Origin of the sequence: Phormidium pseudopriestleyi FRX01 (genome assembly GCF_017313335.1) — a bacterium.
In the GTDB taxonomy this organism is placed as follows: domain Bacteria; phylum Cyanobacteriota; class Cyanobacteriia; order Cyanobacteriales; family Laspinemataceae; genus Laspinema; species Laspinema pseudopriestleyi.
The window spans coordinates 1-6,626 of record NZ_JAFLQW010000224.1; the positions used below are offsets into that span (position 1 = coordinate 1).

General features: G+C 49.4%; 5 protein-coding genes. 1 reads left to right on the forward strand and 4 read right to left on the reverse strand.

Features of this window, described 5'->3' with window-relative positions; genetic code table 11:
• Positions 1-58: 58 nt before the first annotated feature.
• Positions 59-307 (reverse strand): type II toxin-antitoxin system RelE/ParE family toxin, encoded by a 249-nt coding sequence (locus tag J0895_RS08105; RefSeq protein ID WP_207087598.1) that lies wholly within the window; start codon positions 305-307, stop codon positions 59-61.
• Positions 304-534 (reverse strand): addiction module protein, encoded by a 231-nt coding sequence (locus J0895_RS08110; protein WP_207087599.1) that lies wholly within the window; start codon positions 532-534, stop codon positions 304-306. Before J0895_RS08110 ends, J0895_RS08105 begins: the two co-directional genes overlap by 4 nt.
• 233 nt (positions 535-767) lie before the next feature.
• On the opposite strand from J0895_RS08110, the gene J0895_RS08115 reads away from it, so the two are divergent.
• Positions 768-971: a DUF433 domain-containing protein gene (locus tag J0895_RS08115; RefSeq protein ID WP_479724799.1), complete on the forward strand. Its 204-nt coding sequence runs from the start codon at positions 768-770 to the stop codon at positions 969-971.
• 59 nt (positions 972-1,030) lie between these two features.
• Here J0895_RS08115 and J0895_RS08120 read toward each other — a convergent pair whose 3' ends face one another.
• The gene (locus tag J0895_RS08120) at positions 1,031-3,733 is read right to left on the reverse strand and encodes a DEAD/DEAH box helicase (protein ID WP_207087600.1); all 2,703 of its coding nucleotides are present in this window, start codon (positions 3,731-3,733) and stop codon (positions 1,031-1,033) included.
• Positions 3,734-4,187: 454 nt separating this feature from the next.
• The gene (locus J0895_RS08125) at positions 4,188-6,473 is read right to left on the reverse strand and encodes a tetratricopeptide repeat protein (RefSeq protein ID WP_207087601.1); all 2,286 of its coding nucleotides are present in this window, start codon (positions 6,471-6,473) and stop codon (positions 4,188-4,190) included.
• Positions 6,474-6,626 lie beyond the last annotated feature (153 nt).

The following is a 6,626-nucleotide window of genomic DNA, read 5'->3' on the forward strand; positions in this document are numbered from 1 at the left end:
ACGAAATCAGCGATGCATTTAACTCCCTCGAAGGGATAGGTTAAGTAGTGCCTCACCTTTACGATTCCAGGCGACCTTTCCAATAGTTTGGATCGCGACGACAACTGATGATCGCAGCAATCACGATGCGATCTAAATAGACGCGATAAAAGATGCTAATGATCGGCCAGCGATCGGGTGCGCTAACGATGCGAAATATAGAGTTTTCTATAGTGTCGATAAAATCCTGATGTTTGTCGTACTGGGTAAAAAATTGTACAGCTTCTGCATATTCTTGCAGGGCAGTGGGGTGAAATTCATATTTCATTGGCCGAATTGTTGACGGACTTGAGCCAGGGCAATATCTCCAGGAATGGTTTGGACTTTGCCGCTTTCAATTTCAGCAATTCGTGCTTGTGCTTTCTGCATTCCCTCGCGCAAAATGTCTTGCTCAATTGGGTCGGTCATGCTTTCCATGATTTTGTCAATCAGGATCGTCTTGTCTGCATCGGATAATGCGATGGATTCTGAAATGAGTTGGTCTAAAGTTAGCATTGGACTGTTCTGCCCTAAGAAATGAATTAGATTTTAACATACGGCTTCTTGAGGCAGCTAATGACCACATTGTAGTGGAGGGAAAAATCCGCAACAATTTTGCCGGTACGAAAGATTTTGAACGAAGCGCCGATTAATTTAGGCTAAACTAAAGAAAACCCCTAAACTTGACTTAGCCATGAGCTATAGCAATCCTAAATGATTTATGACATCTTTAGCTCCCCTCTCCCCCTTTGGGCCGCCGACGAGAAAGGGGTGAGGGCATTCCACAACGGATAAAGGCGCTGCTATATCGAAATATTATTACCATCGAACCCGTTAAGCGAGGGGGCAAGCCGGGGATTCGGCGAATGCGAATTACGGTGTATGATGTATTGGGTTGGTTGTCCGCAGGAATGTCCCATGCAGAAATCTTAGGTCAGGAACCCCATAGCTGAAGAGAGTAGGGTGGGCACTGCCCACCTGCCCACCGTTTCACTACCCACCAGCCAATTACTTAATCCACCGTCTCCTTCACCGGGAAGCGATTAATGAGCTGAATCGCCCGATAAGCACTCACCTTCAACTCGTCAGAAATGTGGGGAACATAGGGAATTTGAGATAAGAAATCCAAAGTCCGGCGCAACATTCGCACAATATCACCCTCATCCAAACTGGTATTCGCACAGAGTTCGTTCCATTCCACCCCAAGCGCCCACTCTTCCACGATCGCAATTAACTGCCGTTCTAACCAAATCGGTAGGGTCACACGATGCCGGTGTTGCAGTTGAAACAGTTTCCGTCGTTCTCCTTGCAGTTGCGACAACGCCCCATCCACTTCTCGTCCCAGATTATAATTCGTCCAATTATCGGGACGGGAAACCTCCGTCACCAAAGCGGCACAAGCGCAAGCAAACTGATGGGGTTCTAGCCATTCTAAACAGCCAGACATCAGGGCCAATCCTAACCATAACTCGTTATCTCCCCGAATCGCTGCCGCGCTTTCTCCCAAGGGAGTCACCTCAAAGGTCAGATTTTCAACAGCATCTTCATCGCCATCAGTTTGAGTTTCCAACTGTCGTAAACATCCCACCTCTTGCAGAATGTTGATTAAATCCAAAAACTCTTCCCAATGAGCCGTGAGATGGCTATCCAGCTTATTTTTAACCTTGCTGAGGTCGCTTTCGACGCGCTTATAGCGTTTGAAATGTTTAACCAGGGTGCCCGGATGTCCATATTGATTCAGGGGATGGTCCTTGAGTTGGGCTTGCAGGGCCGCAATTCGCCCCTCCTGTTCCACCACTTCTGGAGCATAAAAGGTGGGAACTGAACTGGGAATCAACTGGGCGATCGCCGCTGTATCTTGATTTCCCTTGCGAGATTGTCCGGGTTTGAGGACCAATTCCACCGGAGGCAAAGGCGATTCATATTGATTCCACTTCGGTAGCGGTTCATGCAATTCCACCACATCCAGTCCGGTCCCCACATACCAGCGATTGCTTTGACTCAGACAGACCAAAATCGGCGATTTCCCCGGTCCCGGTGCTTTGGCGACCAAAACCGCCAAAATTGGCTCTTTGGTGACAATATGACGGCCTTTGAGACTGAGCAGTTGTCCCGGTTCAGCCCCAGGAAGGGCTTGAGCGGCGATCGTTCGGGTCGATTCAAGGGCTTGCTCTTCTAAGGTTTTGAGCAGTTGCCGTTCCACCTTCATCCGATCGCGTAATTTTTGATATCCCTTACACAGGTCCTCATCCACCCCTTGTAACTGCTTTTTGAGAGTAGCCACTTCCTGGGTTTGTTTGGAAATATCTTGGAGTTTCGGTTGCAGGTGCAGGGTTGCCAAATATTGCCCAAAACTCGATTCCACCAGTTCCTTGGTTTCTTCTAAGGTGTGGGTTTGCAGCAAATTTAAGACCATCCCATAAGTGGGAGTAAACTGACTCACTAACGGGTCCGGTCCCACAGTCGCTAAGTAAGACGCTTCTTTTGCCCCTTCAAACCGGGTCTGAACGGTGACCACATACCCCCGTTCATCCATCCCCCGACGACCGGCTCTACCGGACATTTGCAGGAATTCTGAGGCTTTTAAGAGTCGATGTCCATCATCGGTCCGCTTGGATAAGCTGGAAATCACTGTCGTCCGCGCTGGCATATTAATTCCCGCCGCGAGGGTTTCCGTGGCAAAGACGACTTTAATTAAACCTGCCTGAAACAGTTCTTCGACTAATCCTTTCCAGGCGGGCAAAATTCCGGCATGATGGGCGGCGATTCCCCGCAGTAGGGGTTGCAGTTGTCCCGTGCGTTCCGCTTCTGGGTTTTTGTCTAAAAATTCATGGACTCGTTTGTGCAGTTGTGCCGCTTCTTTCGGCGTAACCAGACTCAGGTCAGAAACTTGGGTCACTGCATCATCACACCGCCTACGACTGAAGATGAAGTAAATCGCCGGAAGCATATCCTGTTTATGCAAATGGATTAATAACTCAATTAACCCCGGTTCGTCTCGATTCGACCCTCTGCCTTTGCCTGGGGTTTTAATCAGGCGCTGGTTAATCTTCGTGTGATCTTTACTTAGCAGGGGAAATAGTCCCTTGGAACTGCAAAAGTAAAATTCTAGGGGAACGGGCCGATAATCGGAGTAAATTAACTCAGTTGGTCCATGTACTTGGGAGATCCACTCGGTCAACTGTCCGGCGTTGGCAACGGTGGCAGAGAGGGCAACTAGCTGAATCTCTGGAGGACAGTAGATAATTGATTCTTCCCAGACGGTTCCCCGTTGGCGATCGTTCATGTAGTGGCATTCGTCCAGAACCACCGCCTCGACTCCATGTAAGGAAGTCCCCACGGCCCCAATGGAGGTGCCGTAGAGCATATTTCTAAAAATTTCCGTGGTCATCACCAAGACTGCTGCATCCCGGTTAATTGAGATATCCCCGGTAAGCAATCCCACGTTTTCCTCCCCAAACTGTTGCCGAAAGTCGCGCAGTTTTTGGTTGGAGAGGGCTTTGAGGGGGGTGGTGTAAAAGACTCGTCCACCCCGTTTTAAGGCGCGGTGGATGGTGTATTCTCCAATTAAGGTTTTCCCGGACCCCGTGGGCGCACAAACCACCACGGACCGGCCTGCTTCTAAGGCGGCGATCGCCTCATGCTGAAATCGATCTAACTCAAAGGGAAACAGGTTGTTTGACTCAAATTTTTTCAAGATAGGGGTACTGTTCACGCCCAAAAATTCCTAGTGCTTTTGTTTACTGTTTTTTCTAATGGGTTTGCACGGGTCGCTTGTCTAAATCTAGGGGTGGCTTTAGTTAGCACTCGGATCCGTTTTTTAGCGTTTTCCTCCGCTGCCCTTAGAATTTGCTCGCGAACCAATTGCTTGACCAATTTTGGCGGGGGGTTGCCCGTTGGCTGGCTCTGTCCCCTTCTTCCTTATTAAAATCCCATGATTGTTTGGTGATTATTATAGCAATCTTCTGGGTCATCCTTCGAGTTGAGTTTATACCTGTTCTGTTTTCTAAAAATCGACGGGTCATCTGGCCAATTCTTGGCTTTAATTGTTGAATTATGACCTTTTCGGTTTTCCTTGTACAGGTATTCCCCGGGCTCTACTCTCTCTAGGTTGAACTTGTTAGCTATTAACAATTGTCAATCTTAAAACAGAGATAGCCGAAACTGGGTTACAAGCGGCGCATGAGTTCGCTTAACAGGGAACCTGGGACTCGTGATAATGCCCGAGTTTGGCCCTCGATGCCAAATTCTGCATAAATGGTGCGCACAATTTGGACAATATAGGCCCAGGCATTTTGATGGCGTTCCGGTTGGTCTTGAGTGGCGATCGCCCCTTGGATATAATGATCCAGTGCAGCTTGGAGATGTTGAGCGCGGGGGGTGGCATCGGGGATGGCGCTGGTTTGGGTCACCAGTTGATAATGAGCCAATCCCACGTTCGTATGAGCGGCAATCAGATCAAAGGCTAACATTTTTTGGGGAGAAGACTGACCCCCGGCCTGTTGAGAGAGTGTCTCTCCCAAGGTAATTGCTGCATCGTAGGCAGCGATCGCCTCTTGTAACAATTCCGCCCGCAGTTCCGGTTCCGATTGCGAGTGATTGGCCAAATGCCAATAGGCGGTTCCTAAATTATTTTGAGTGGCAGCATGAGCCGAGGGAAGTGTCTGTTTTTTCCGATACATTAAAGCAATCTGATAGGCGGCGATCGCCAGCATCAGATAATCTTTCGGTTTTTCATACTGGGCTAAATTCCAATAGGCTGTCCCCAAATTATTTTGAATCATCCCATATTCCAGGGGTTGTTCCGACCGTCCGTGATGACGCAACGCTTCACTATAGGCCGAAACGGCTTGTTTTAAATTCACCCCGGCATCCCGATGTTGGGCCAAATTCCAATAGGCGGTTCCCAAATTATTCTGAGTCGCCGCATAAGGCCGCAGATCCCCACCCAATTCTCCCTTACGATAGTTTAAGGCTTGTTGGTAGGCCCGGATGGAACGCTCTAAATTCTCCTGACGGTCTTGATACCGGGCCAATTCGCTATAGACTGCCCCTAAATTATTCTGAATCCTCGCCCAGACAGCGGGTTGGGCCTCGGCATCCAGATGTTGCAATCCCTGGTGATAGAGTTCAACTGCCTTGAATAAATCGGCGAGTTTCTCCTCCGGTTGCGATTGATAGCGCGATCGCATCCAGTGACAATTTCCCAAGTCATTGGCCAAATCCCCCCACTCCGGCACATCCTTCTCCATCAAGGCGATCGCCTCTTCATACGCCAGAATCGCCAGAGTCAGATATTGCGGCAACAACTCCGGGGCGACTGTCGCCCCATTTTGACCCCCACCACTCCCCTTAGATAACCCATCCCGATAGAACGAACCCAATTTCAGATAAGCATCGGCCAATTCACCCCGAGAACTCCCGCTATGGTGCAGTTGTTCCACCTCTTCCAAGAGTTTCAGGGGGAGGGTATTAGCCGCAGAAGACACAAATTCAGTCTTGACATTCTCGGGGATTTGTGCATTAACTGCGGCCCAGACTAATTCCACCAGCTTTGCTGGAGGTTTGGGGGGAGATGGGGGAGATTGGGCAATAATTAGGGGAGTGGGAGTTTTGAGGGGGAGGTAGTCGCCTTCTCTTTCCAGGCGGGATTGCTCTAATGGTAGCAATTGCCGGGGTTGCGGATGTTCCTCTGGTAATTTGGGGATGACTGGAGATGCTTTAATGGGGGTTTGACTGTACTCTGGAGACTGGGCGACGGGGGTGGGTTCGCCCTCAAACTCAAACAGTCCTGTGCGACAGTGCCAAAATTGGGGTGCAGATTGGGCAATAGTTCGACCCCAAGGACGGGATACCCACAGCAGGATACTACAAGAAAACAGGCGATCGCCCGCATCACTCAAGCGGCCCTCACTGGCCTCTAAGTCCGCCAAAAACGACCATTGCACTGCGGCAGTTGCCTTGGTTAATTTTTCTAACCCTAGCACCTGAAACACCGGCAACGGCGATCGCGGATCTGGCAGAGGATGACGAGTAATCCATCCCTCAATTTGGGCAATCAGATTGGGGTCTTGGAGATTTAACTCCAAACTGACCAATCGGGGATACACCGATTTGCCCGTTTTCCCACCTCCATTCTCCAGGGTTTCCCCGCTTTCACAATCCGCTTTCAACTCCACCGCTAAACCTTTGGCCAATCGGTTTCTAAAAGGCAGGTCATCACAGACTGCCACAAAGATTTGACGGCGTAAATTCAGACTCAGCGCCAATTTAAGCTGCTTGTAGGTTTGCCGATTAACGTCCAAAACTGTTTGGGGAAGAATATCCGTTACGATCATCGTATCAGGATCACGAGTCCAGGGAATAAAGGTGCGAACTCTGCCGAGGGTACACTTAACACTTAACTCCCGGGGCAAAGTTGGCGTGAACAGATACTCTTTCCAGGAGTTAGTCAAAGGTTCAGGAGGGTTGACACTCCCACGCTCTTTAGAGCGTGGGATTCTTTAAGAGTCCAGAATCTGAACCTTAAGGGCGTAGTCAAAGCACCCCTACTGACTCCACTAAGATTAAATCCCAGTGTCGCCGCTACCTTTCTTAAGATATTTGCT